The organism is Paenibacillus chondroitinus NBRC 15376 (genome assembly GCF_004000765.1).
Taxonomy (GTDB): Bacteria; Bacillota; Bacilli; order Paenibacillales; family NBRC-103111; genus Paenibacillus_E; species Paenibacillus_E chondroitinus.
Window position 1 is genome coordinate 580,591 of the sequence record NZ_BILW01000001.1, and the last position, 24,817, is coordinate 605,407.

General features: G+C 45.8%; 33 protein-coding genes. 27 read left to right on the plus strand and 6 right to left on the minus strand.

Annotated elements, in window-relative coordinates; all coding sequences use genetic code 11:
• The first annotated feature begins 62 nt into the window (after window positions 1-62).
• The 4 genes from PCH02S_RS02250 to PCH02S_RS02265 are packed head-to-tail and all read left to right on the plus strand — an operon-like array spanning window position 63 to window position 3,325.
• Window positions 63-983, plus strand: a complete 921-nt coding sequence (locus PCH02S_RS02250) for a metal ABC transporter substrate-binding protein (protein WP_127449598.1) — start codon at window positions 63-65, stop codon at window positions 981-983.
• 34 nt (window positions 984-1,017) lie between these two features.
• Window positions 1,018-1,797 (plus strand): metal ABC transporter ATP-binding protein, encoded by a 780-nt coding sequence (locus tag PCH02S_RS02255; protein ID WP_127449600.1) that lies wholly within the window; start codon window positions 1,018-1,020, stop codon window positions 1,795-1,797.
• Window positions 1,798-1,809: 12 nt separating this feature from the next.
• Window positions 1,810-2,610 carry a metal ABC transporter permease gene (locus tag PCH02S_RS02260; RefSeq protein ID WP_127449601.1) on the plus strand — a complete coding sequence of 267 codons (801 nt, stop codon included), beginning with the start codon at window positions 1,810-1,812 and terminating at the stop codon, window positions 2,608-2,610.
• Window position 2,611: 1 nt separating this feature from the next.
• Window positions 2,612-3,325, plus strand: a complete 714-nt coding sequence (locus tag PCH02S_RS02265) for a cytochrome c biogenesis CcdA family protein (protein ID WP_127449603.1) — start codon at window positions 2,612-2,614, stop codon at window positions 3,323-3,325.
• On the opposite strand, the gene splB is transcribed toward PCH02S_RS02265, so the two are convergent.
• Window positions 3,322-4,383 carry a spore photoproduct lyase gene (gene splB, locus PCH02S_RS02270; RefSeq protein WP_127449605.1) on the minus strand — a complete coding sequence of 354 codons (1,062 nt, stop codon included), beginning with the start codon at window positions 4,381-4,383 and terminating at the stop codon, window positions 3,322-3,324. The two genes, PCH02S_RS02265 and splB, sit on opposite strands and share 4 nt — an antisense overlap.
• A gap of 163 nt (window positions 4,384-4,546) precedes the next feature.
• On the opposite strand from splB, the gene mntR reads away from it, so the two are divergent.
• Together mntR and PCH02S_RS02280 are read left to right on the plus strand one after the other, a co-directional pair.
• Window positions 4,547-4,972: a transcriptional regulator MntR gene (gene mntR, locus PCH02S_RS02275; RefSeq protein WP_127449606.1), complete on the plus strand. Its 426-nt coding sequence runs from the start codon at window positions 4,547-4,549 to the stop codon at window positions 4,970-4,972.
• A 112-nt stretch (window positions 4,973-5,084) separates the two neighbouring features.
• Window positions 5,085-6,053 carry a patatin-like phospholipase family protein gene (locus PCH02S_RS02280; protein WP_127449608.1) on the plus strand — a complete coding sequence of 323 codons (969 nt, stop codon included), beginning with the start codon at window positions 5,085-5,087 and terminating at the stop codon, window positions 6,051-6,053.
• 10 nt (window positions 6,054-6,063) lie between these two features.
• Here PCH02S_RS02280 and PCH02S_RS02285 read toward each other — a convergent pair whose 3' ends face one another.
• Window positions 6,064-6,324: a hypothetical protein gene (locus PCH02S_RS02285; RefSeq protein ID WP_127449610.1), complete on the minus strand. Its 261-nt coding sequence runs from the start codon at window positions 6,322-6,324 to the stop codon at window positions 6,064-6,066.
• Window positions 6,321-7,265, minus strand: a complete 945-nt coding sequence (locus PCH02S_RS02290; RefSeq protein WP_127449611.1) for a DUF1385 domain-containing protein — start codon at window positions 7,263-7,265, stop codon at window positions 6,321-6,323. Before PCH02S_RS02290 ends, PCH02S_RS02285 begins: the two co-directional genes overlap by 4 nt.
• A 152-nt stretch (window positions 7,266-7,417) precedes the next feature.
• Here PCH02S_RS02290 and PCH02S_RS02295 point away from each other — a divergent pair, with 152 nt between their 5' ends.
• The 5 genes from PCH02S_RS02295 (at window position 7,418) to PCH02S_RS02315 (ending at window position 11,483) form a co-directional block, all read left to right on the plus strand.
• Window positions 7,418-7,906 (plus strand): YqhR family membrane protein, encoded by a 489-nt coding sequence (locus tag PCH02S_RS02295; protein WP_127449613.1) that lies wholly within the window; start codon window positions 7,418-7,420, stop codon window positions 7,904-7,906.
• Between the two features lie 77 nt (window positions 7,907-7,983).
• Complete coding sequence (aroQ, locus tag PCH02S_RS02300; protein ID WP_127449615.1) at window positions 7,984-8,418, plus strand: type II 3-dehydroquinate dehydratase; 435 nt, start codon at window positions 7,984-7,986, stop codon at window positions 8,416-8,418.
• A gap of 20 nt (window positions 8,419-8,438) precedes the next feature.
• Entirely contained in the window at window positions 8,439-9,512 is a 1,074-nt protein-coding gene (locus tag PCH02S_RS02305) for a M24 family metallopeptidase (RefSeq protein WP_127449617.1), read from the plus strand.
• Between the two features lie 15 nt (window positions 9,513-9,527).
• Window positions 9,528-10,085 carry an elongation factor P gene (efp, locus tag PCH02S_RS02310; protein ID WP_127449619.1) on the plus strand — a complete coding sequence of 186 codons (558 nt, stop codon included), beginning with the start codon at window positions 9,528-9,530 and terminating at the stop codon, window positions 10,083-10,085.
• Between the two features lie 141 nt (window positions 10,086-10,226).
• Window positions 10,227-11,483 carry an aspartate kinase gene (locus tag PCH02S_RS02315; RefSeq protein ID WP_127449621.1) on the plus strand — a complete coding sequence of 419 codons (1,257 nt, stop codon included), beginning with the start codon at window positions 10,227-10,229 and terminating at the stop codon, window positions 11,481-11,483.
• 9 nt (window positions 11,484-11,492) lie between these two features.
• Here PCH02S_RS02315 and PCH02S_RS02320 read toward each other — a convergent pair whose 3' ends face one another.
• The 3 genes from PCH02S_RS02320 to comA are packed head-to-tail and all read right to left on the minus strand — an operon-like array spanning window position 11,493 to window position 13,559.
• On the minus strand, window positions 11,493-11,957 hold the full coding sequence (locus PCH02S_RS02320; RefSeq protein ID WP_127449623.1) for a DUF441 domain-containing protein: 465 nt from the start codon (window positions 11,955-11,957) through the stop codon (window positions 11,493-11,495).
• Between the two features lie 57 nt (window positions 11,958-12,014).
• Window positions 12,015-12,755 (minus strand): 2-phosphosulfolactate phosphatase, encoded by a 741-nt coding sequence (locus PCH02S_RS02325; protein ID WP_246068916.1) that lies wholly within the window; start codon window positions 12,753-12,755, stop codon window positions 12,015-12,017.
• Window positions 12,756-13,559, minus strand: coding sequence for a phosphosulfolactate synthase (comA, locus tag PCH02S_RS02330; RefSeq protein WP_127449625.1), 804 nt, complete (start codon window positions 13,557-13,559; stop codon window positions 12,756-12,758). It abuts the gene before it with no gap.
• Between the two features lie 355 nt (window positions 13,560-13,914).
• On the opposite strand from comA, the gene PCH02S_RS02335 reads away from it, so the two are divergent.
• The 16 genes from PCH02S_RS02335 to folD all read left to right on the plus strand — a co-directional run bounded on the left by PCH02S_RS02335 (window position 13,915) and on the right by folD (window position 24,811).
• Entirely contained in the window at window positions 13,915-14,178 is a 264-nt protein-coding gene (locus PCH02S_RS02335) for a YqhV family protein (protein WP_127449627.1), read from the plus strand.
• Between the two features lie 72 nt (window positions 14,179-14,250).
• Window positions 14,251-15,234 carry a stage III sporulation protein AA gene (gene spoIIIAA / locus PCH02S_RS02340; RefSeq protein WP_127449629.1) on the plus strand — a complete coding sequence of 328 codons (984 nt, stop codon included), beginning with the start codon at window positions 14,251-14,253 and terminating at the stop codon, window positions 15,232-15,234.
• 6 nt (window positions 15,235-15,240) lie between these two features.
• Complete coding sequence (spoIIIAB, locus tag PCH02S_RS02345; RefSeq protein ID WP_127449631.1) at window positions 15,241-15,759, plus strand: stage III sporulation protein SpoIIIAB; 519 nt, start codon at window positions 15,241-15,243, stop codon at window positions 15,757-15,759.
• 59 nt (window positions 15,760-15,818) lie between these two features.
• The gene (gene spoIIIAC, locus PCH02S_RS02350) at window positions 15,819-16,022 is read left to right on the plus strand and encodes a stage III sporulation protein AC (protein WP_029197158.1); all 204 of its coding nucleotides are present in this window, start codon (window positions 15,819-15,821) and stop codon (window positions 16,020-16,022) included.
• A gap of 10 nt (window positions 16,023-16,032) precedes the next feature.
• Window positions 16,033-16,422, plus strand: coding sequence for a stage III sporulation protein AD (gene spoIIIAD / locus PCH02S_RS02355; RefSeq protein ID WP_127449633.1), 390 nt, complete (start codon window positions 16,033-16,035; stop codon window positions 16,420-16,422).
• 24 nt (window positions 16,423-16,446) lie between these two features.
• The gene (gene spoIIIAE / locus PCH02S_RS02360) at window positions 16,447-17,646 is read left to right on the plus strand and encodes a stage III sporulation protein AE (RefSeq protein ID WP_127449635.1); all 1,200 of its coding nucleotides are present in this window, start codon (window positions 16,447-16,449) and stop codon (window positions 17,644-17,646) included.
• Between the two features lie 13 nt (window positions 17,647-17,659).
• The gene (gene spoIIIAF, locus PCH02S_RS02365; RefSeq protein WP_127449637.1) at window positions 17,660-18,382 is read left to right on the plus strand and encodes a stage III sporulation protein AF; all 723 of its coding nucleotides are present in this window, start codon (window positions 17,660-17,662) and stop codon (window positions 18,380-18,382) included.
• Window positions 18,383-18,386: 4 nt separating this feature from the next.
• Complete coding sequence (spoIIIAG, locus tag PCH02S_RS02370; protein ID WP_127449639.1) at window positions 18,387-19,025, plus strand: stage III sporulation protein AG; 639 nt, start codon at window positions 18,387-18,389, stop codon at window positions 19,023-19,025.
• A 36-nt stretch (window positions 19,026-19,061) separates the two neighbouring features.
• Window positions 19,062-19,829, plus strand: coding sequence for a SpoIIIAH-like family protein (locus tag PCH02S_RS02375; protein ID WP_127449641.1), 768 nt, complete (start codon window positions 19,062-19,064; stop codon window positions 19,827-19,829).
• Between the two features lie 156 nt (window positions 19,830-19,985).
• Window positions 19,986-20,483: an acetyl-CoA carboxylase biotin carboxyl carrier protein gene (gene accB, locus PCH02S_RS02380; protein WP_127449643.1), complete on the plus strand. Its 498-nt coding sequence runs from the start codon at window positions 19,986-19,988 to the stop codon at window positions 20,481-20,483.
• A 41-nt stretch (window positions 20,484-20,524) separates the two neighbouring features.
• Window positions 20,525-21,883: an acetyl-CoA carboxylase biotin carboxylase subunit gene (gene accC, locus PCH02S_RS02385; protein ID WP_127449645.1), complete on the plus strand. Its 1,359-nt coding sequence runs from the start codon at window positions 20,525-20,527 to the stop codon at window positions 21,881-21,883.
• A gap of 83 nt (window positions 21,884-21,966) precedes the next feature.
• On the plus strand, window positions 21,967-22,380 hold the full coding sequence (locus tag PCH02S_RS02390; RefSeq protein WP_127449647.1) for an Asp23/Gls24 family envelope stress response protein: 414 nt from the start codon (window positions 21,967-21,969) through the stop codon (window positions 22,378-22,380).
• Between the two features lie 88 nt (window positions 22,381-22,468).
• Entirely contained in the window at window positions 22,469-23,029 is a 561-nt protein-coding gene (gene amaP, locus PCH02S_RS02395; protein ID WP_127449649.1) for an alkaline shock response membrane anchor protein AmaP, read from the plus strand.
• Between the two features lie 14 nt (window positions 23,030-23,043).
• Complete coding sequence (locus PCH02S_RS02400; protein ID WP_127449651.1) at window positions 23,044-23,271, plus strand: DUF2273 domain-containing protein; 228 nt, start codon at window positions 23,044-23,046, stop codon at window positions 23,269-23,271.
• Between the two features lie 164 nt (window positions 23,272-23,435).
• Window positions 23,436-23,894 carry a transcription antitermination factor NusB gene (nusB, locus tag PCH02S_RS02405; protein WP_127449653.1) on the plus strand — a complete coding sequence of 153 codons (459 nt, stop codon included), beginning with the start codon at window positions 23,436-23,438 and terminating at the stop codon, window positions 23,892-23,894.
• 50 nt (window positions 23,895-23,944) lie between these two features.
• Window positions 23,945-24,811, plus strand: coding sequence for a bifunctional methylenetetrahydrofolate dehydrogenase/methenyltetrahydrofolate cyclohydrolase FolD (gene folD, locus PCH02S_RS02410; protein WP_127449655.1), 867 nt, complete (start codon window positions 23,945-23,947; stop codon window positions 24,809-24,811).
• Window positions 24,812-24,817: the final 6 nt, after the last annotated feature.

The following is a 24,817-nucleotide window of genomic DNA, read 5'->3' on the forward strand; positions in this document are numbered from 1 at the left end:
CTCGTATAATCAATTCGTTAATAAAAATTATTACGATTTAGAACGCGAGTGGAGTGAGGATTATGATACGTTCGAAATGGATTATGTCCATAACCGTTATGGTTATTTTCTCTGTTATATTGGCTGGATGCGGTACTGCTGCAAGTTCAAAAGCTAAACTTGTTGAAGGAAAGGTTAATGTTGTAACAAGTTTTTATCCTTTATATGAGTTTACGAAGGCAATTGGCGGCGAATATGTGAATGCCATTAATTTGGTTCCGGCAGGAGTTGAGCCCCACGATTGGTCTCCGAAGAGCAGGGATATCAAAAATATGACGCAAGCACAGATTTTCGTCTATCAAGGTGCTGGATTTGAAGGTTGGGTGAAAGATTTTCTGGGAAGTTTATCACCAGATTCTACTTTAAAAGTAGTAGAAGCGAGTAATGGGGCCAATTTGATAAGAACTTCTGAAAATAAAGAGGAATTTGACCCACATGCATGGCTTAGCCCGTTAAATGCTGTGAAAATGGCTAATAATATTAAAACGGCACTAATTAGTGCAGATCCGGCCCATAAGGATGCATTCGAGCAAAATTATGCGAGCTATGCTGCCAAGTTAACCGATCTTGATGCTCGTTATAAAAAAGAGCTGGGGCAAACTTCCAAAAAGGAAATTGCTGTTTCTCATCAGGCGTTTGCTTATTTATGCAGAGATTATGGCTTAACGCAATTATCCATTATGGGGCTATCGCCTGATGCCGAGCCAACCGCTCAGGATCTAAAGAATATGAATGAATACATCAAAGTGCATAACTTGAAATATATATTCTTTGAAGAGCTTGTATCCGACAAATTGGCGAAGACGTTAGCCAAAGATGCCAAGGTAGAAACGATGGTATTGAATCCACTTGAAGGATTAACAAAGGAACAAGCTGACGCTGGCGAGGATTATATCTCGATCATGGACAAAAATTTGAAAAATTTAGTGACTGCCTTACAATAGAAAGGTAGTTCATTATGAGTCAGGGGTTATGAACATGGAGATAAGCCATAAAGATTTCTGCCACCAAAGTATCGTGTCTATTGATGATGTTTCCTTCTCATACGAAAATAAGAAGGTCATTGATAATCTTCGTTTTAATGTGCTTGAACGAGATTTTGTTGGTGTCATTGGCTCCAATGGTGCAGGTAAAACAACGCTGCTCAAAATGCTCGTAGGACTTCTTAAGCCTACGAGCGGGGAGATCAGATTGTTTGACAGTCCACTAAGCCAATTCAAAGATTGGGAACGCATTGGCTATGTTCCGCAAAAAAATGCCTTCAATCCCTTATTCCCGGCTACTGTGCGGGAAATTGTTTTATCCGGGATGTATTCGAAGAAGCGGATCTACCGCAGGTTGTCCAAAGCTGACCTGCAAAAAGCGGAAGACGCGATGCTGGCCATGCGCATCGAGGACTTGGCTGACCGCAAAATCGGCCAGCTGTCGGGTGGACAACAACAGCGCGCTTTCCTCGCGCGCGCGATTGTGAACAACCCGGAGCTGCTCATATTGGATGAGCCGACAGTGGGGATCGATGCGGAATCGCAGCTCGGATTTTTCCGGATGATCCGCCACATGCATCAGCATCATCATATGACGTTCATCATGGTATCACATGATATGGACATGATGCAGTCATATTTAGGTTCGGAGCCGCAGCAAGTTAGCGGCGGTATCAAGTTTCATGTGAAGCATACTCATGATCCCGAGGATTGCCGGGAAACGAATTTGACACATTCGATCGGCCAGATTCGCGAGATGATCGGAGTTCAATAAGGAGCGGGCATTTTGGACATATTCACGGAGTATTTTTTTCAACGCGCTTTAATTGGCGGTATATTGATTGGGCTGACAGCGCCATTAATGGGCGTTTTTCTTGTCCTTCGGCGATTGTCGATGATAGGAGATACGCTCGCTCACGTTTCTATTGCGGGGGTTGCTCTTGGATTTCTCATTAACGTGTACCCCTTGGGCGTAGGGCTTATTTTCGCCTTATTAGCTTCGTTCGCGATTGAACGTCTGCGCAAAGCTTACAAAACCTATGCAGAGCTCTCCATCGCCATCATCATGTCAGGCGGCGTCGCGCTGGCTACGATTCTTTTTACGCTGGGCAAAGGCTTTAATATGAATGTCATGAGCTATTTGTTCGGAAGCATTTATACGCTGGATCGGCAAGATCTATGGGTTGTTCTCGGGGTATCAGTGCTTGTGGTCGGGGTCATTGCTGTTCACTTTAAAGAGTTCTTTCTCATGTTTTTTGATGAGGATGCCGCTAGCGTAAGTGGACTTCCGCTTAAATATTATAATATGATGATTACAATGCTTACTGCACTCGTTATTTCGGTTGCCATCAAGATTGTAGGCGCACTGCTTGTTTCGTCCTTGCTTACGATTCCAGTCGCATGTAGTTTGCTAATCGCAAGAAGCTTTAAACACTCCGTTATTTTGGCTGTTATTTTTTCAGAAATTGCGGTTGTCATTGGGCTGGTTGTTGCTGGCGTTTGGGATCTCGCTCCGGGTGGAACAGTTGTGCTTACACTCATTGCAATGTTGATCGGGATCATTTTAAAAAGAGGATTGAGGATTTAACATGGACTCTGTGAATTTATGGATTGCTTTATGGGCGGGGATCGCATCCTTCATTTCGCCATGCTGTTTGCCATTATATCCTTCTTATCTTTCCTACATAACAGGAATTTCGGTAAGTGAATTGAAATCGGGTGAGACATCATCCCAGGTTCGCAGGCAAACTATGCTGCATACGTTAAGTTTTATCGTCGGGTTTTCTATCATTTTTTATGCGCTCGGCCTAACGGCAGGATTTTTAGGTAATTTTTTTATTGATTATCGAGATTTGCTTCGGCAAATTGCAGCGTTATTGATTTTTATCATGGGATTGTTTTTACTTGGCGTTTTCCAACCACAGTGGTTAATGAAAGAACGCAAGCTGCAAATCAAGTTCCGTCCCGCGGGATATCTCGGTTCAGTGCTGGTAGGAATGGGATTTGCTGCAGGATGGTCTCCATGTGTAGGACCCATCTTGTCGGCCATTCTTGCTTTGGCTACAACAGAGCCTGGAACGTGGTTTCAACTAACAACCGCCTACTCGTTAGGATTCGCTATTCCGTTTTTTGTCCTCTCCTTTTTTATCGGTTCAACCAAATGGATTTTACGTTATTCCAACCTCATTATGAAAATTGGAGGGGGTTTAATGGTGGTGATTGCGGTTTTACTTTATACAGGTAAAATGACGCAGATCACACTTTGGTTAAACACCATAACCCCGGATTGGTTGAAGTTTTAAGTAAAATACTCAATTTTGGCTTGAGGGAATTTATCAAAGATTTGTTCTGTGATAAATTCCCTCAGTGCGTTCGCTTGTTCATCTGGATACACATATTTACCTTGCCCCCAGCGACCCCATTTGTATTTTCGTTTCTCTTCATCCATCTCAAGCTTTGTTTTGGGATATCGTTTTTCAATGACGTTTTTGGCCGTTCTGGTAAAGCGATGTTGAATCATTTCAAAGGTTAAATCTATCGTGGCTTCGGTTGGGAGTTCTTGGTGAAGCCGTTCCAAAAGGGTCGCATAACCTTCTTCCCAACCTTCGTGCCAAATGATGGGGGCAATAATGAAACCAAGGGGATACCCGGCTTTGGCCACTTTTCCGGCAGCTTCGATTCTTTCGTGAAATTTGGAAGTACCCGGTTCGAAATTTTTAATGACATAATCGGCATTCACACTAAAGCGAAAACGGGTATGCTTATTATGTTTGGCATCCAATAGGGGCTCTACATGGTGGTATTTGGTGACAAACCGTAATCGACCATGCTCTTGCTGTCCCATGAATTCGATAAGCTGCTTTAAGGAGCCCGAAATATGTTCCAAACCTACAGGGTCCGAGGTACAGGCAGCTTCAAAACGGGTGATTTCCGGTACCCGTTCATCGATATATTTTTGAGCAGCGCCTAAAATATCGTCGATATTGACATAAACACGAATGTAGGGCTTCGCCCCTAAAGTAGTTTGAAGATAGCAGTAGTGGCAGTGCCCCATACAGCCTGTGGCGATTGGAATCGCATATTCGGCAGAAGGCTTTGAAGTGTCGAATTTAAGGGTTTTGCGTATGCCGACGACCAAAGTTCGTTTGGCTATACGGTATTTTTCAAGCTCGGTATCACCCGGAAGATCGCGTATTTGGTTATGCGAGGTTGTCATATGAATCTCTAACCCTTGCTGCTTGGCCCACTCATAGATCATCTTGCCCTTGGTATAATTCATCGCATCAGGTTCAAAATAAACAAGCTCTGGTACGAAGACGGCTGTGTTAGGTGCGGGTCTACTGAGCAATTCTGTTGACATGCGATTCTCCTTTCAATAAGCCGGGATGAAGTTCGTTCCTGACATTTAGTTTGCCAGAGAACAGCGTGGATGAACCATGGGATATTTGACCGCATCGAGGTTGATGGATTATGATAGGTAGGCAAGTGGCAGGAAATAAAGGAAAGCAGGGGGAAATAAAGCAATGGCTACGCCTAGCATGGAAGACTATCTGGAGAGAATATATAAACTCATAGACGAGAAAGGTTACGCTCGTGTCTCCGACATTGCTGAAGGGCTTGAAGTGCATCCCTCCTCCGTGACGAAAATGATTCAAAAGCTGGACAAAGACAATTATCTGATCTATGAGAAATACCGCGGACTTATGTTGACTCCAAAAGGTAAGAAAATGGGCAAACGATTAGTTGAACGTCATCAACTGCTCGAAAATTTCTTAACAATCATTGGCGTCCAAGAGGACAATATATATAAGGATGTTGAGGGAATCGAGCATCATTTAAGCTGGGATTCCATTACATGTATCGAGACTTTGGTCGAATACTTCCGCAGAGATCCAGGTCGGACAGATGAACTCTTGAATGTTCGTAAAGAATTAGAAGCTGATAATTAGACAGAGGCCGCAACCCGCGGCACTCTGTCTTTTTATTTGTGCATAGAAACAAACTGCCCCCGCATACATAACAAAGTAAGCCCTTTTGTTTGATTTCGGGGAGGGGTGTCGAATGTTAATCAATGGCGTGTTCGAAGGTGGTGGCGTTAAGGGGATCGCGCTTGCCGGAGGAGTTACTGCAGCGATGGAGCAGGGGCATGCATTCCATCAAGTCGCAGGTACAAGCTCTGGATCGATTGTAGCGGCTTTATTATCAGCTGGTTATACCGGAGAAGAGATGAGAGAAATCATCCTCAGGACTCCGTTTAAATCGTTTATGCAGCGATCAGCGATTTTTAATACCAAAATCATTGGGCCGGCGGCGCGGCTGCTGATCAAGAAAGGCTTATACTCCGGCGAAGCGTTGGAGCAGTGGGTGTCGGGGCTGCTTGCTGCCAAGGGCATCCGCAATTTCGGGGATCTCAAGCCCAATCAGCTGCGAATTATCGCATCCGATATTACGCAAGGCAAGCTGCTTATTTTGCCTGCGGATATTGCGCAGTATGGGATTGATCCGCGGAAGTTTTCAATCGCCAAAGCGGTGCGGATGAGCACGAGCATCCCCTATTTTTTTGATCCGGTTATGATTCGCCGGCAAATAAAAAGCTCTGCGAAGGCAGCGCCATTCGCAGAGCAGTTTTATTATATCGTTGATGGTGGGTTGTTGAGCAACTATCCCTTATGGGTGTTCGACCAGGATACCGATCGGGAAGAAATCATTCCCGTTATCGGGTTTCAATTGGTCGGTAAAAGTGAGACGCCCACACACACCATTAGAGGACCGATTACGATGCTTGAAGCTTTGTTCGGGACGATGCTGAGTGCACACGATGAGCGATACATTGAGATGAAAAACCGGTTCCGTACGGTCAAAATTCCAACGCTCGGTGTGGGGAATACACAATTCAATTTGTCTAAAGAATTGAGTTTGTCCCTGTATGATTCCGGATACCAAGCGACCAATGATTACTTTACTAAATGGACCGCCAAAACCTACGAAGAGAATTATGAGAAATACGTACTTCGCATTCCATCCAAGTGAAGCTCAGGGCTTAATGAAATTTTGGATAATCATCCGAGTCTGAATCTTTCGTTCCGTTGATGACGCGAAATTTTGCGTTTTTCCTTTTTGGCTTAGATGAGCCTCGGCTGCCATAGGAAGGTTTTTTCCAACGAGACGGTGGGAATTTGTATAGAAGAAATATAAGCCCTAATACGAGAATCGGAATGAATAAAGTTCGCAAACTTACCAACAATCCAATCGCAATCAAAACACCGATAGCGATCTCGACCGGCGAAAATCTTCTCCTCATACCCGTCCCTCCATTATTCTTTTTTCTGCTTCACGCATCCGGTTAAAAGAAGCGATGGACACCTCAACCTGACTGTCTTCAGGTTCTTTGGTTGTCAGCAGTTGGAGCCATAGTCCCGGATACCCCAGGTAGCGGAGAACCGGCACTTCACGAAGGGAGTTCGTAAATCTTAGCACTTCATAAGAAACCCCGATTACAACAGGTAGCAGCACTAAACGCTGCAAGATACGTTCTACATATCCATCATAGTGCAGAAATGAGTAGATAACGACGCCGATCAAAACGGTAAAAACAATGAAGCTGCTGCCGCAACGATAATGCAGCGTGTTGAATTTCTGTACATTGCTGACGGTTAACTCGACGCCTGCTTCATAAGCGCTGATGACTTTATGCTCAGCTCCATGATATTGGAAAAGTCTGCGAATCATCGGTGTTAAGGATATGAAGTAGATATATCCGACAAGCAAAATAATCTTGATAACACCTTCTATAAGGTTATGAAGAATTTGATTGCTAAATACATTCCCAAACAAAAACTGTTCAATGATTGCCGGGACTAGGGTGAACACGAATTTCCCAAAAAGGAACGAGATCACACCCACAACCGCTACACCGAGGATCATCGAAATATTTGAGAAAAAGCCAGGTTTCTCATCTTTATTGGCTGAGGATTTATCCTCGCCTTCTTGTTCAGCGAAGGATTCCGCTGAGAAATTAAGATGCTGAGCACCCTTAGCGCTGGATTCTATAATGCCGACGATCCCTCTGATCAATGGGATCTTCTTGAGCGATTGTACCCAGGGGATATCTTTCCTAGGGACTTCCAAGAAATCAAGTGAGCCATCTTTCTTGCGCACGGCGGTTACATGCACATTTTTTCCTGCGAACATGACGCCCTCAATGACGGCTTGTCCTCCGTATATACTGTTTTGTTCTGCCATGAGATCCACCTTCTTATCCTTCTCAAATTCGGTTTTTCGTACTTTCCTATTGTAACGGATTCACGGTTTGAATGCTACCGATAACGGTAGAACATACTATTCTTACCTGTGATTGACGTGCAATCTCTGTAGAGAAAGGAAGAGAACGACTAATGAATGAGAAAAATGTGGGGGAATTGAAAACAAATCGTTGGCTTTTCGTCTTATATATTGGCTTTTTCGCTGGCCTCATTTGGGGAGCAATGAAAATAATTGAACACTATTTTAAATTTACCAGCATTGTGGTGGGGTTTCTTGTAGAGCCTTTTTTCAAACATGATTTTCTGCTGACTTGGCAGGGGGTACTCGTTGGCTGGGGCTTTTTTACGGTGTTTTCCATCATCGCGGCCTTCATCTATATGGTTACAATGTGGAAACTGCAATCTGCCTGGTGGGGAATTGGTTATGGGGCGCTCTGGTGGGCGGCGATCTATTTGTTGATCGGTCCATTGGCGGGAATGACATACTGGATTACGGATCTGGACCTCAACAGTATTCTGACGGATCTATGTTTGTTCCTGGTGTGGGGAATGTTTATTGGATATTCCATCGCGATCGAGTACACAGATACAAGAACAAGACAACCTATACACAAGACATGAAAGTTATGGTAAAATATCAAAGGTTAAATAGGCGGATAAAGTCTGTGCAACTGAAAAATCCTGGGGAGTGATTCCTGTTGAAAAAGGTTCTGGTGATTAACGGGCCCAACCTGAATATGCTGGGCATACGTGAACCTGGTGTGTACGGAACGGTTTCCCTACCCGTCATTATTCAAGGCTTGACTGAATTAGCTGAAGTTCTTTCGGTTGAGATTGAGAGCTTCCAATCGAATCATGAAGGCGATATTATTGATAAAATTCATGAAGCCTTTGGCACGAAAGACGGCATTCTCATTAACCCTGGTGCGTTTACGCATTATAGCTACGCCATTCGCGATGCGTTGTCTTCCGTTCAATTGCCTACCGTTGAAGTTCATCTATCGAACATTCATAAGCGCGAGGAGTTTCGTCATCACTCTGTCACCGCGCCAGTTGTTATCGGTCAGATTAGCGGCTTTGGCGTGCAGAGCTATGAGCTGGGTTTAAGAGCACTTTTATCCCATATGCAGTAAAAGAAGGAATGGTGATTTCGATGCAGGAGAAACGTATTGAACGTCTTCGCAAGGTTATGCAAGAGCAAAATTTACCGGCTGTACTCATCACGAATGCCTATAACCGTACATATGTATCTGGCTTCACCGGTTCTTCCGGCTATGTTCTTATAACGTTAGATCGTGCAATTCTTTTGACAGATTTCCGTTATATGACGCAAGCCCCTCAACAAGCGAAGCTTTTTGAAGTGGTTGAGCATCAGGCTAAAGTGATGGAATCTGTTAAAGGACTCTTGAATCAACAAGGGATCACACAGCTTGCCTTCGAGCAAGGGGATGTATCCTATGGTGACTTCCTGGGTTATCAAGCAGCTTTACCAGGCATTGAGCTTTTGCCGACGGCGAAACTCGTCGAGGGCATCCGAATGGTCAAAGACGATGTTGAATTGCAAGTGATGCAGGAAGCAGCAGATTTGGCTGATCAAACCTTTTCACACATTTTGTCCTATATCAAGCCAGGCGTGAAAGAACTCGATATAGCGCTTGAGATTGAAATGTTTATCCGCAAAAACGGCGGCACATCGACATCGTTCGAAACGATTGTTGCTTCCGGCGAACGCTCCGCTCTGCCACATGGCAAAGCAAGCGATCGCGTGCTCCAAATAAACGAATTTGTCAAATTGGATTTTGGAGCGTATTATAAAGGGTATTGCTCTGACATCACAAGAACGGTTATGCTAGGAAAGCCAACGGACAAGCATAAAGAAATTTATGATATTGTGTTTGAAGCTCAACTCAACTGTTTAGCCAATCTCAAGCCGGGGATTACGGGCAGAGAAGGCGACGCTTATGCACGAGATGTTATTGTGAAGCATGGCTATGGCGATTACTTCGGTCACAGTACCGGACATGGTTTAGGCATGGAGGTTCATGAGTCTCCGCGCTTGGCGAAAACCGAGGATACAATTTTAACTCCTGGTATGGTGGTTACAGTGGAACCTGGCATTTATCTTCCTGGTTTTGGGGGAGTTCGAATTGAGGATGACGCAGTAATTACTGACACCGGCATTAAAATACTTACAAGTTCTACAAAAGATTTTCTTATTATTGACTAGCGGAGGGATTCACAAGTGATATCAGTAAATGATTTCAAAACAGGACTTACCATTGAAGTAGATCACGATATTTTTACTGTTCTAGATTTCCAACATGTTAAACCAGGTAAAGGCGCTGCCTTCGTGCGCTCCAAGTTGAAAAACCTGCGCAACGGCAACACGGTTGAGCGTACTTTCCGTGCGGGCGAGAACGTAGGCCGTGCACATATTGATAACCGCGAAATGCAGTACCTGTATGCAAGCGGCGACGAGTTCACGTTCATGGACACGGAAACGTTTGATCAATTCAGCCTTTCCCGCGAGCAATTGAAATGGGAATTGAACTTCCTTCTTGAGAACATGAACATCAAAATTTTGAGCTACCAAGGTGAAATTCTTGGGATCAATCTGCCGAAAAGCGTTGACTTGAAAGTTGTAGAAACAGAGCCGGGCGTTAAAGGCAATACAGCTCAAGGCGCGCTTAAAGGTGCAAAAGTGGAAACGGGCCTTGTTGTTCAAGTTCCATTGTTCATCAACGAAGGCGACGTGCTTACAGTTGATACCGAAGATGGCCGTTATATCTCCCGTGCCTAGTTTCAACTAGGACAAGGCTCTCTGACTTTTGACAAGTCAGAGAGTTTTTTATTTTGTGTGTGCAAATTCTCACACAAAACCACATTTTATGCTATAATATTGAATTGTTATGCACTAGTATGCGTTAGGAGTGGGTCAGCTTTGTCTCTAATAGTGATGAAATTTGGCGGAAGCTCTGTCGGTGATGCGGAGCGAATGAAACGTGTTGCAAAAAGAATCGTTGAGCGAAAGCAAGCAGGTCACAGCTGCGTTGTTGTCGTATCTGCGATGGGAGATACAACGGACGATCTTATCGACCTGTCTAAGCAAATTTACGATGGAGCCCCACCGGCTCGTGAAATGGATATGCTCTTAACGACAGGAGAGCAGGTTTCTGTAGCCCTCTTATCGATGGCGATACATAATTTAGGGGAACAAGCGGTTTCTTACACCGGTTGGCAGAGCGGGATTTTCACGGAAGATGTGCACGGAAAAGCGAGAATCACGGATATTCAGCCAGCGCGCGTTCTGAATGCGCTCGAACAAGGCAATGTCGTGATTGTAGCCGGTTTCCAAGGTATGACGGAAGCTGGAGAGATTACGACGCTTGGCCGCGGCGGTTCCGATACAACGGCCGTTGCTCTTGCTGCTGCAATCAAAGCAGATCTTTGTGAGATTTATACCGACGTAGATGGTATTTACTCAACGGATCCGCGCATTGTGAAAGTAGCAAGAAAACTGAATGAAATTTCTTACGATGAGATGCTGGAGCTTGCGAATTTGGGAGCTGCTGTACTTCATCCAAGAGCAGTGGAATATGCCAAAAACTATAACGTTACCTTGGTGGTACGTTCCAGCTTTACTAACAATGAAGGTACCAACGTGAAGGAGGAAGCAGTGATGGAGCAAGGAATCGTTGTCCGTGGCATCGCCTATGACAAGAATGTGGCAAGAGTTAGTATTCTAGGTGTACCTGAGAAACCGGGTCAGCTGGCAAAAGTATTCATGGCGCTTGCCGAGGTTCAAGTCGATGTAGATATCATTGTACAAAGTGGTGTACTCAATGGATCAGCGGATTTCTCATTCACAACGACGCTTGCTGACCGCGAAAAAGCTTTGGATGCGATTGAATCCATCCGCGGTGAAATCGGCTTCCGTGAAGTAACTTCCGAAGTGAACATGGTGAAAGTATCCATCGTTGGCGCCGGCATGGTTAGTACGCCTGGGGTTGCTGCTACGATGTTTAAAGTGATTTCTGACCTGGGCATCTCCATCTCGCTGGTCAGCACGTCCGAGATTAAAGTTTCTTGCGTCATCGAGAACTCGAACTTGACGGAAGTGATCCAATCTCTGCACACGGCTTACGGCTTGGACACAACGGAGCAAGCCTTCGTTGGCGGACCGCAAGATCGCAGATAATCCCAGTTCTCAACTGAATTTATCGGATATAAAATAAGCGACTTTTAATAAAAAAGCTGTGATTCCGGCAGCCATCAAAGGGCCGACCGGAATCCCCCGCAAAAAGATAATGCCAAAAATGGAACCAATGACAAGACCCACAATTAATTGTGGGTCTATTTTTAATAGCTCCAACCCTTTTCCGTTCATATACGTTGCAATCGCTCCCCCAAGCAAAGCGATGATTCCCGGCCAAGAGGTAAATACCGACATGATGTCCTTCATCGAGATTCGTTCACTCGCAAATGGCACAAGGACGCCAATGGTCAGAAAAAGCAAACCCAGTTCCAAGCCTCTGCGCTCCATAGCAGGGAAAAACCGCATTAATCCGACCAGTTTCAAGGCAAGCAGCATGCAAGAAGCAGTTGTAATAATCGGAGAACGGCCTATGAGTCCAATAACAATGAGTGTAACTAAGATTATATTGCCATTCATCATCAAAACCCCTCACCCTCATAACTTTCCATCTTAGTTTATGAGAGGGGCTTGTATTTAGAACGCAGGACGCCCTGAAGTCCCCAACAGCACCATTTGATCACGTTCAAGGACCGGCACTTGATCCGTGATATTTGTTTTGGCACAGGCTTCAATATCCGCCTGAAAACCGGACTTGCACATTTTTTTTCCATTCGTGGAGGACAGCAGTGTATCGTATAAGGTTTTTTGGGCTTGCAAAAAACATCCTCGCATAGCTAAGCCGAAATCATTGGTCGCTATCTGTTTCTCGCCTAAAGCCAGGATTAGTTCCTCAAGAATATGCCCAGCACAAAGTCCATCCTCTAGGGAGAAGACGTCTTGTGTCCCTGCGCAAAGAATAACAGTGTCCCTCTTGAAAGCAATCGCGGCCGCTGCACAAGCTTTACTATTTAAAAAAGAACCTGCCAGCACTTGATCGGCTTTTATCGCTTTTTGAATGCCTCTTGTGCCATTCGTTGTCGTCAGGATCACACGTTTGCCCTGTACAGCTTCCTTGGTATATTCCAAAGGTGAGTTACCGAAATCGAAACCGGGAATTTTCTTGCAAAAGCGTTCCCCTCCAAGCAGATCACCCTCTTGCTGCAGTTCTTTGGCCCTCAGAACGGTATCCACTGGAACGATGGCTTTGCATCCGTTAATCAATGCGGTGATGATCGTGCTAGTTGCACGGATAACATCAACGACGATGACGGTTTTATGAAGAAAATCGTCACTTCTTGCTTCGCCGATGTTGGCGACAACCTCGATATGCATCATTTATTCCTTTCTGGTACCTAAGGACAACGTATCGGAACGCAGTCCTCTGCGCAATGCTTCCAAAGCAATAAGCTCATCCGGCGAGATATTGCCCAAGTGGATATCTGCTCCAAGCATGCTAATCAAGTGCACCTGTTGACTTTTGAGCGGAGCCTCCCATAGAAGCCGCTGTCCGGGAACGGCGGAGAGCACTTGCCCAACTTCCTCATCCTTACATTTTCCCTGTGAATCAAAAATTCCGACACCCATCCCGGATTCACGAGCTTCAATCGTTACTAGGGAAGCTCCGAATTCGGTGTCTAACATAACGGTTTCGATTAATTCCTCTAATTCGATGGCAGAACCCCAGCCCTTTTTACCATATTCGGTAACAACCTCTAGTCCTTCGTCTAGCCCGCGCGCGATCAACTCATTTCTAAGCTTACGGTCGAAATCAATGGTGCCATTGGATATTTCAACACCGTTAAATCCGAGTGCGACAATCATATCGAAATAGGAATCCACTGCGTGCTGTGTGATCGCAACTTCGAGAAAAGTTCCTCCCGGATAGATGCAAATGCCATTTTCTTTGGCGGCGTTAATTTTGCTTTTCAGCACTTGCTGCGGATATAGAGGAGATGTGCCGAAGCCGAGTTTGATCAAATCCACATGATTGCTGCCCGCGGTAAGCAAATCTTCAAATGCATTTGGCCCTAGGCCTTTATCCATTACCATTGTTTTACCCAGCGTTCTGGGTTTGGCCTGCCTTTGTCCTGTGGGGTCGGCCAGAACGGGATTCCAGTTCAAATAAGAGGTAACTTCCATCGGTATTTCTCCTCACTGTCCTTCGAAGGTTCAATTATGTGTACAGCATATGCATCTGGGCAAATGGTGGTGCCCACTATGCCTAAAATCAGACGAGCCCGCATAAGGTAGGGTAAAAAGAGTGAGCTGTCGTTGAACCGCACCGACCAATAAACTAGGCTGGCGTGCTCCGCATTGATATAAAAACCTCCAGGCTCCATTGTAAAACTGTTCCATTTATTAGATAGGTTCTTATGCGGTAGGAACAGTTTTACAAAAGTCGCTCTTCCGGCCTTTTATATCAATGCTCCGCGAGCTACTTTGGTGCAGTGCGGTTCAAAAAAAGCTGTTTCTTTTTACGAAAGGAGAAGAAAACATGAACAAAATTGTCCTAGCGATGGCGTCGCTGAGGCTGATGTCAGGGAGCATAGAGATCATAGCGGCGATCGTGATGCTGAGATTGGCGACCGTGGAGAAAGCGCTGCTAGTGAACTCTACGCTTGCTCTAGTAGGTCCTCTAGTACTACTAGCTACTACGACGATAGGTTTGGTAGGGATAGCAGAGAAGCTTTCCTATGGGAAGATGCTCTGGGTGATTGCGGGAGTAAGCTGTCTATTCATTGGTATTTTAAAAAAGTAATCGGTCATATTTCTTTCTATTAAGCATAGAAATGAATATAGAAGACTGGACAACTTGGAGGGATGTTTCGTTATGCACGACACAATCATGCACATTCTTCCTCAGACGCTTCGGATACTACTCTCATCTTTGCCGCCGGACGTACAAGCTAGCGTTGAGGAAATCAGGGTGAGAGAATCGCGCCCCTTCGAGCTGATCTGGGGGGACGGGTACGCTTTCGTTGATGAGAGAGGCCAATTGGTGACTGGGGAAGATCGGGCGTACAAGCCAACCCGACAAGATTGCCTGACCTTGCTTGAGATGCTGACGAACCATTCCATGTACACCCATGAAGAAGAGCTGCGGAGAGGGTATATCACTATTGCCGGCGGTCATCGCGTCGGACTAGCCGGGCGCACGGTATTAGATCAAGGGGATGTTAAGCAGATTCGCGATGTTAGCTCGTTTAACATCCGAATTGCTCGTGAGATTCAAGGGGTAGGCAGGCAAGTACTGCCGCATCTCTTCGACCCCATTCGGAGAAGTGTCCATCACACGCTCGTGATCTCGCCGCCGCAGCAAGGGAAGACAACCCTGGTCCGTGACATGGCCAGGCTCATCAGCCGCGGAGAGTGGGGCGTGAACAGCCTGGGGATGACTGGCAAGAAGGTAGGCGTAGTCGATGAACGCTCGGAATTGGCGGCTTGTGTCAGGGGAGTGCCCAGATTCGATCTGGGACCGAGAACAGACGTCATGGACGGCTGCCCAAAAGCGGAAGGCATGATGATGATGATCCGATCCTTATCGCCGGATGTGCTGGTCGTCGATGAAATCGGCCGGCCAGAAGATGCCGGAGCGATACACGAGGCTGTCCATACGGGGATTCGCGTCGTTGCAACCGCGCACGGTGCCGATTATGAGGATGTGCGAATGAGGCCTGTTCTGAAGCAGCTTTTGGAAGAGGGTGTATTTACGAGATATGTCATCCTGCATCGAAGAAAAGGCGAGCCTGCTGCCTATCGCATACTGGATCGGTCGGGTAAGCCATTGGAACACTATCCTGCACGTAAAGGATGATGAAAGATGCTGAAATTCGTTGGCGGAGTGCTCATTATCAGTGCCGCCACCTTGTATGGTTTTCTGCAAGCCGCTCATTACGTTAGGCGACCTAAACAAATCCGGATGCTGATTTCGGCGCTGGGACGCATGGAAACAGAAATCACATACGCAGTTACACCATTGCCCGAAGCCTTCTCCTCTCTTGGCAAACAAGTTGCTGAACCGCTGTCCTCCTTGTTTCGATTAACATCGGAGCGATTGCTGGCGAGCGACGGTACATCGACTCGTGACATTTGGCATAGAAGCGTTAAGGATGTATGGGGAAGAACATCGATGAAGCAAGCCGAGCAAGAGGTTGTCCTGCAGCTCGGGTCTGTACTAGGCGTGACGGATCGCAGTGATCAAATCAAGCACTTGCGGCTAGCCATTTCACAGCTTCAGGCAGAAGAGACCGAGTCTAGGGAAGATCAACGCCGCTACGAGAAAATGTGGAAAAGCCTGGGCGTCCTTATCGGAGCACTAATCGTAATTTTGATGTATTAAGGGAAGCGAGGAACTTACCCTATGCAGAAGTTCCTTGTCAACAGAGTGAGGTGCCTGGAATGAACGTAGATGTGAATGCCATTTTCCAGATTGCCGGCATCGGTATCATCATTGCGATGATCCATTCGGTGCTCAAGCAGATGGGGAAAGAGGATATGGCACACTGGGTCACGGTCATTGGCTTCGTGGTCGTGCTCTTCATGGTTGTCAGCATGCTCGATCATTTGTTTAAAGAAATCAAAACGATCTTCTTATTCCAATGAGGTGCGCCGTATGGAAATCATCCAGATTGTAGGCCTGGGGCTCATCGTTACGATACTAACGCTCATCATCAAGGAGCAGAAACCCATGTTTGCGTTCTTGCTGGCGGCCTTTACAGGCATCATGATTTTCTTGTTTCTGATCGGCAAAATCTCCAGTGTCATCCAGGTGCTTGAAGATTTAGCGCAAAAATCAAATATCAATATGGTGTTTCTTAAAACGATCCTGAAAATCATCGGAGTTGCCTACATTGCTGAGTTCGGTGCACAAATTGTGCGCGATGCCGGACAAGAATCCATCGCCTCCAAGATCGAACTCTCTGGGAAAGTGCTCATTATGGTAATGGCGATTCCGATCATTACCGTCATCATCGAGACTGTCGTTAAGCTGCTCCCTGCTTAGATGATCCATTTAGGAGTGACTCAAATGAACCTGCTTTATTCGCGCCAGAAGCTGAACAACCGCTGGATCATCTTGTTCATCATGACAATGGCCTTATGGCTTGGCATGTCGAACTTCACGGCCGCAGAATCACCGACAGACGCCATCATCAAGGAGCAAGCGGAACATCTGAATACGGAGCCTGTCGAGCAATATTGGGATAAGCTCATGAAAGATTACGGCGGCTACTTCCCCGAAAGCAAGACGCCAACCTTCATGGAACTGCTCCTCGGCACGAAGGGCATTAGTATGAAAAGCATTTTCAAAGGACTCTTACGCTATGTTTTCCATGAAATCATCATTAACGGCAAGCTGCTCGCTTCCATTGTGATTCTAACGATTTTCAGCATGATTCTCGAAACGCTGCAGAGTTCATTCGAAAGAAACACGGTAAGTAAGCTCGGCTATTCCATTACCTACATGGTCTTGATTATTATCGCGATCAATTCCTTCAGCGTAGCAATCGGATATGCCAAAACTGCAATCACATCGATGATAGAATTCATGATCGCAATCATGCCTTTGCTTCTAACACTGCTAGCTTCTATGGGAAATGTAACCTCAGTAGCCATCTTGCATCCGCTTATCGTTTTCATGATTCACTCGGTGGGCACAGCGATTTATGTTTTTGTTTTTCCGTTATTGTTCTTCTCGGCCATTCTGCACATCGTGAGTTCGCTAAGTGACAAATACAAAGTCACCCAGCTGGCCAATCTGCTTCGCACAATCAGCCTTAGCATGCTCGGGGTTTTCGTCACTGTTTTCCTCGGCGTGATTTCGATTCAAGGGACTGCCGGAGCGGTGCGAGATGGCGTAGCCATCCGAACAGCCAAATACATCACAGGCAACTTTGTTCCCGTGGTAGGGCGTTTATTCTCCGATGCAACGGAGACGGTCATAGGCGCATCCTTGCTCGTAAAAAATGCGATCGGACTTGTCGGCGTTGTCATTCTGATCATGCTTTGCGCGTTCCCGGCGATCAAGATTCTTACCCTGGCTTTTATCTACAACTTGTCCGCAGCGGTTATGCAGCCCTTGGGAGACAGCCCGATCATCGCTTGCTTGCAGACGATAGGCAAAAGCTTGATCTACGTTTTCGCTGCCCTGGCAGCTGTGAGTTTAATGTTCTTTCTGGCTCTAACGATCATGATTACGATCAGTAACGTCTCGGTGATGATGCGGTGAAAGGAGATTCGATATGGACTGGTTAGGCGGATGGCTGAAAACGGTCATCATGGTCATCATGCTGGCTACCTTCGTTGATCTTCTGCTCCCCAGCAACACCATGCAGCGCTATGTAAAAACCGTCATGAGCTTATTCATCCTACTAACACTTTTAACGCCCGTCTTGCAGTTATTTCAGAAAGATTGGGATGTGGATCAATTGCTAAGCCAAGCCGAAAAGCAGCAAAACGAAAAGACGATGCTTGCTAGCGGAAGTGGAGGAAGTTCCTGGATGAAATCACTCGATGTGATTACGAAGGATGCCCAAAAGCTTCAGGCTGCGGGCCAAGAGCAATCACAGCAGATGATCCAGACCCAGCTTGCCGGACTGATGAAAGAGGACATTCAGAAACAGACGGACCTAACCGTTCATGACGTTCAGGTCGTCGCGCAAATAGACAATAACGGGAAACCTGCCATTACGAAAGTCAGGGTCACCCTTGATGATATAGAAGTCAACAGCAAATCAAGTCCTACTGCCGGGTCCAAAAGTATTGCTGCTATGGAACCGGTCAAGCCTATTGATCCGATAAGGATTAAAGCGAATGAGAAAGAGATGGCAGCATCGGCTCAGGCATCAGCCCCTTACGAGCAGGAGGTTGAACGACTGAAACAAGGCATTACGCGCAATTGGCTGGTTGAGCCTGAACGCATTGATATCCAAGTTGAACAAAGGAATGGAAGGATTGCGAGGTGAATCGATGGGAACATTGCTGCAATGGATGGAGAACAAATTCGGCGGAGGTCCGGGAGGGCCGAAACGCAAGAACACACTCCTATGGGTCATCATGATCGGACTTATGGGAGCGGCGCTGATGATTATGAATGCATTTATGACTGTAAAAGAGGTTGATCCCATCACTGCGGGCAGAGCCTCTCCGCCTCCCAGTAAAGAAACATTTCTCAATAATACATCCAAGGAAAACTCGAGCTTTCACGAATATGAACTGGCGTATCAGTCGCAGCTCAAAGATATTTTACAAAAAATCGTTGGTGTTGGCGATGTTGAAGTCCTGGTCACCATTGAGTCAACGGAGGAATTGACCGTCGACAAAAATTACAATGATAACCAGCAAATGACGACAGAACGCGACAATGGCGGAGCGACTCGGAATATTTCCCAGGTCACGCGAAGCGGGGAAGTGGTTATCTATCAAGTGTCAGGCGACCAGAAGCCGCTTGTGCTCAAATATATCAAACCTAAGATCAGAGGGGTCATCGTTGTCGCGAAGGGCGCTGAGAATCTGACGGTGAAGAAAATGATTTCGGAAGCCGTTGAGCGCGGGCTTGATGTCCCATTGAATCGCATCTCCATTTTACCCCGGAAAACCGGTGAATAAATCCAATACGTAATCAAAATTGAGGAGGAAAATACAATGAACGCAAAAAGACAAACAATTTGGCTCGTATCTATGCTTAGCTTGATGGTGGTGCTCTCCGCGTACTACTTGTTCACCGAGGATGTGAATAAACTCGATCTGGCATCGACGGATACGACGAAGCAGAGCCAAGAAGTGAAGATTGATATGGCTCAGGTTGACACGGCAAATGCAGCAAAAACAGACGTAAAAGCAACTACTGGCACAGATACAAAGGTCGACACGAAAGCAACAACGCCGCAAAATTCAACAAAAACAGACGTTAAGACAGACGCGAAAACGGATGTTAAAACCGATGCAAAAACAGATGTGAAAACAGATGCTAAAACAGACGTGAAAACGGACGCAAAAGCAAATGTGAAAACGGACGATCAAGTGCTGAAACAAATGGAAGAACAAGCGAAAACAACGTCGGCAAGCGACTACTTCACGAATGAGCAAATGAAACAAAGTGAATATTTTGCCAAAGCTTCTTCCGATCTAATGGAAATCATCATTGACACGAAAAAAACACCTGAAGCTGTAGCGAAAGCAACGAATGATTTATCCAAATTGACAGATGTTCAAGAAAAAGTTGAAAATCTGCAAGATGTGCTGATGAAAGACTTCCCTCAAGCCATCGTTAATCAAGAAGGAAACAAATGGAAAGTGACCGTTCAAAGTGATAAATTGGAGAAAAGCCAAGGGGTTACCATCGTTGATATGGTTGTCAAAGAGCTTGGTGCTGCTCCGGAAAACATCAAAATTCAATACGTGCGTCCATAGTTTAAAAGAGCTGTCAAGACGGCAAGGGAGGGTACAGGAAAGGGTCCAGGTAAAACTGGACTCTTTCCATTTCTTGCGTTTATGGGTATAATACATACGTTGCGGCTATGAAACCGCATTTTTTACTGGTTCACCAACTTTGAAGGAGTGACATGAATGTTCAAATTGAGTGAAATCAAAGAGTTAATCAAACTCGTCGATCAATCCTCTTTACAAGAACTTGAAATTGAAAATGAAGGTGCTCGCCTGTCGATTCGCAAGCCGAATAAATCAGAGCCTGTATACGTAACAGCACCAGTTCAACACACATATGCTCCGATTGGTCAAGCAAGTGTTCCTCATGCAGCACCGGCTGCAGCTTTGGAAACTTCTGTACCTGCGACTACTGGACATGCTAAGCAAGAGGACTCATCTTTACATAAGATCGTCTCACCGATGGTAGGAACTTTCTATCAGTCTGCTTCTCCTGGCGCTGCTCCTTTCGCAAGTGTTGGTCAAAAAGTAGGCGATAAAACGGTTGTGTGCATCGTTGAAGCTATGAAATTGATGAATGAGATTGAAGCTGAAATCAAAGGTGAAATCGTTGAAGTACTCGTTGAAAACGGTCAACTTGTTGAGTACGGACAACCTTTATTTTTGGTCAGACCGGAGTAAGTTAGTATTTTGCTAACGGAAAACTCTTAGGAGGAAAATTAATGAAATTTCATAAAATCCTAATAGCGAACCGAGGAGAAATAGCTGTTCGTATTATCCGAGCTTGCCGTGAGTTGGGCATTTATACGGTGGCTGTATATTCGGAAGCAGATCGTGAAGCGCTGCATGTGCGACTTGCTGACGAAGCCTATTGTATTGGTCCGACTGCGTCCAAGGACAGCTACTTGAACTTCACGAACCTGATGAGTGTTGCAACACTAACAGAATGTGATGCCATTCATCCCGGTTATGGATTTTTAGCGGAAAACGCCGACTTCGCAGAAATTTGCGAAAGCTGCAACATTACGTTTATCGGTCCTTCACCTGACGCCATTAGCCGTATGGGCGACAAGGCGGTTGCCAAGCAAACGATGAAAGACGCGCGCGTACCAATCATTCCAGGTTCTGACGGATTGGTTGAAAACGTAGAAGACGCAATCGTCATCGCAAGAGATATCGGGTATCCGGTTATCATTAAGGCGACAGCCGGCGGCGGCGGTAAAGGGATTCGTATTGCCGAAAATGAAGAGACGCTTGTCTCCCAAATTACGGCTGCGCAGCAAGAAGCGCAAAATGCTTTCGGCAACGCCGGTATTTATTTGGAAAAATATTTGACGGGCATGAAGCATGTTGAGATTCAAATTTTAGCGGACAAACATGGCAACGTCGTTCACTTGGGTGAGCGTGATTGCTCCGTACAGCGCCGTAGACAGAAGCTCGTAGAAGAAGCACCTTGTCCGATCCTGACGCCTGAAACGCGTGCAGCGATGGGGCAAGCAGCCGTTCGCGCAGCACTGGCTGTTAATTATTCAGGCGCAGGAACATTGGAGTTCCTACTTGGACCTGACGGTAATTTCTACTTCATGGAAATGAATACGAGAATTCAAGTCGAGCATCCTGTAACCGAAATGATTACCGGTATCGACATTATCCAAGAGATGATTAGCGTTGCTGAAGGCAATCCGTTATCCTTCTCGCAAGATGATGTTCGTATCAATGGCTGGGCGATCGAATGCCGTGTAAACGCGGAAGATCCGAACCGGAACTTCATGCCTTCGGCAGGCCAAGTGAAATTCTACTTGCCTCCTGGTGGATTCGGGGTTCGCGTAGATAGTGCCGTTTATTCGGGCTATACGATTCCTCCGCACTATGATTCTATGATCGCCAAACTAATCGTCTGGGGAAGTACGCGCGATGAAGCAATTGCCCGCATGAAAAGAGCGCTCACGGAATTTGCCGTTGACGGTGTTAACACAACGATTCCTTTTCATCTGAAACTGCTTGAACACAAGAAGTTCATCAAAGGCGACCATGATATTAAATTCCTGGAAGAGCACGATGTGAACGATGCAGATTCATAGATAATCATTTGTCATATTTTTGGCAAAATGGTATAGTTATAAATTAAGGATGGCTTATCCAAAAATTCTTAGGAGGTGCCACAATGAGCACAATCGCTCCGGATTACGTCAAAACAGACATGGGCAGCATCCAAATTGCCCCCGAAGTTATTGAAATCATTGCCGGTTTGGCAACGGTGGAAGTGCAAGGAGTAGCGGGGATGAGCGGTGGACTTGCTGGCGGCATTGCTGAATTGCTTGGACGCAAGAACTTGTCCAAAGGCGTAAAGGTAGAAGTCGGACAACGTGAAGCTGCCATTGACGTCTCCATCATTATCGAATATGGGAATCGCATTCCTGAGGTTGCCAGCGCCATTCAACAGAATGTGAAGCACGCAATCGAATCAATGACTGGACTTAGCGTCGTTGAGGTTAATGTTCATATTCATGATGTTCATTTTAAACAGGCAGAGAAACCGGTTGAAGAAGAAACAGCAGCTGCTGGTCGAGTGAAATAAGGCGGAATTGCTGCATCCATATGGATCATTGAAACCCCCTACAGCATGCAGGGGGTTTCCTCTAACTATAGGAAGGGGACAAGCTTACGTGGGTAAAATTGTGGACAGGCTCTTGCTGCTTCTCTATAGCCTAATTATTTTCGTTGCATCTATCCTTGTATTGTTCACAGCATCGAGCTGGATCCCATTAGAACAAGTAGGTCAACTGTTACGTAATTTCTATTACGAGAAGAACTACGCATATCCGGCCATCGTTATCAGCTTGGTTATGCTGCTAATTTCTGTTCGGTTTCTCATTCTAACGCTTCGCCGCGGCCGCGCTCAAGCGCCATCGATTGATCAACGCACGGATTTTGGCGATATTCGCATTTCTATGGAAACCGTCGAGAATTTATCTTTGAAGGCTGCTGGTCGTTCGAAAGGTGCCAAGGATCTGCGCGCACGTGTAAGAGTAAATCAATCAGGACTTGAAATTACGCTCAGAACTGTGGTGGATGGGGAAAGCTCGATTCCTGAACTCACAGAAGAGATGCAAAGTACTGTGAAAAGTTACATAGAGGACATTACCGGCATTCCCGTAGCTTCCGTAACCGTATTCGTAGCAAATATCGTGCAATCAGCCCCAACGTTTAAAAGCCGAGTCGAATAGAGGTGAACCCACTCATGTGGAACGAATTGTGGGAGTCCCATAGGGGCAAAGTGATCGGAGTGGCAGCAGGCATTTTCTTCGGCTTCATTTATTTATTTTTTGGATTCTGGGATATGCTGATCTTTGGATTCATTGTTCTGGTCGGATTTTATATTGGGAACAAACTGGATCGCAAGGAAAGTTTCGTCATGCTTGAAGACATTTGGCGCTATCTCACGCAAAAATGGAGAATGTTTCGCTAAAATCCCTGGTACATCCATGGATTTTTTTGTTTGGATTGGCTCCATTATGACGTATACTAACAAAAAGAGCTTAAAAAGGACGAAAACGGTTTTGCTGAAGCAAAACTCAAAGTTTACGCTTACGAAGACAGTTTTGCTAAAGCAAAACTCTTAGGAGGAACAAAATGAAACGCAGAGTTGCACGAGAGCTTGCTGTACAAAGTTTATACCAAATCCAGATGAATGAGGCTGCTCCTCAGGAAGCTGTCCAAATCGCCGTTCATGAAGCGGAAAATGACAATGAAACGCAATTGGACATTAAGGGGGACAAAATTAATTCAGCTTACATTTTGGAACTGGTTGAAGGGACATATAGCAACAAAGTTCGCATTGATGAGCTGCTTGAAGAGTATTTGAAAGGCTGGGCCATGGACAGGCTGTCACGCATTGATCGTGAAGTGCTGCGTCTGGCTGTCTACGAAATGCTCTACCGAGACGATGTTCCGCCGAAAGTTGTCGTGAATGAAGCCATTGATTTGGCAAAGCATTATGGCACAGACGAGTCCGGAAAATTCGTCAACGGTGTTCTTGGTAAAATGATCAAGGAAGTCGAGGATTTGAAAAGTAAGGTCACACCAACTTAACTTAACAGCTTACGAAGATGATGTTCACAACATTTTTAGGGGGAAAAAACATGTCTGGTCAAGTTATTAATGGAAAAGAATTGGTAAGTTCTATTCGTGAGGAAATTCGGGCGGATGCTGCAGCACTTACAGCGAGTGGCCATCAACCAGGTCTTGTCGTTGTGATTGTAGGGGAAGACCCGGCTTCGCAAGTGTATGTTCGAAATAAAGCAAAAGCATGCGACGACGTAGGCATTTATTCGGAAGTACACCGTCTGCCCGAAGCTACGACTCAGCAAGAATTAATCGCACTCATTCACAAATTTAATAGCGACAACAAAATTAACGGCATTCTAGTACAATCACCCCTGCCTAAACATATTGATGAAGAAGCGGTTGTAGATGAAATCGACCCACTGAAGGACGTGGATTGTTTTCACCCCGTGAATGTTGGGAATTTAATGATCGGTAAAGACGGTATGAAGCCTTGTACGCCTCACGGGGTTATCGAAATCTTGAAACGCACAGGCGTAGAAATCGCTGGCAAACACGCGGTTGTCGTTGGAAGAAGCAATATTGTTGGAAAACCAATGGCTATGTTATTGCTGCGCGAGCATGCAACGGTTTCTATTGTTCATTCACGTACTCCGAATATGGAAGAAATCACGAAGCAAGCTGATATTCTTGTTGTTGCCGTAGGTAAAGCGCATTTAATCAAAGCTAATCACGTAAAACCAGGCGCTGTAGTCATCGATGTGGGGATGAATCGTCCTGCTGACGGTAAGCTGACAGGCGACGTTGATTTCGAAGCGGTAAAAGAAATAGCAAGCGCGATCACACCGGTGCCGGGCTGTGTGGGACCGATGACGATTACGATGCTGCTTCGCAATACGGTGGATGCTGCAAGCCGCGCCGCTAAAGTGAATGTGAGTGTTTAACCGGGC